Source organism: Bradyrhizobium sp. Kon58 (genome assembly GCF_055807455.1).
This window is the reverse complement of the sequence record NZ_JBVVOT010000682.1, coordinates 1-233: the sequence shown is the minus strand read 5'-3', so window position 1 is coordinate 233 and position 233 is coordinate 1. Positions and strand designations below refer to the sequence as shown.

General features: G+C 64.4%; 1 protein-coding gene. It reads right to left on the bottom strand.

Going from position 1 to position 233, the window contains the following annotated elements; all coding sequences use genetic code 11:
• Nucleotides 1-233 (bottom strand): hypothetical protein (locus AC0L20_RS41925; protein WP_473295982.1); only part of this gene is annotated, 233 nt, incomplete at both ends.

Genomic DNA, 233 nt, shown 5'->3' with positions numbered 1-233 from the left:
ACATCGGGATCGGAGAGAATGCCGAGGCCGGGTTTTTCGGTGCGCTCCAGGGTGCCGCTCTTCTCGCCGCCGGTGTATTTGAACTCGCGCATGCCGAGGAAGGTGAAATTGTCGTCGCGCAGCCATTCGAGGAAGGCGATCGCCTCGGTGACGTGGGCCTTGTCGAGCGGCACCGGCGCGTAGCGGAACTCCGAGATCGCCTGGTCGAGACGGGCCAGCATCGGCTTCCAGTC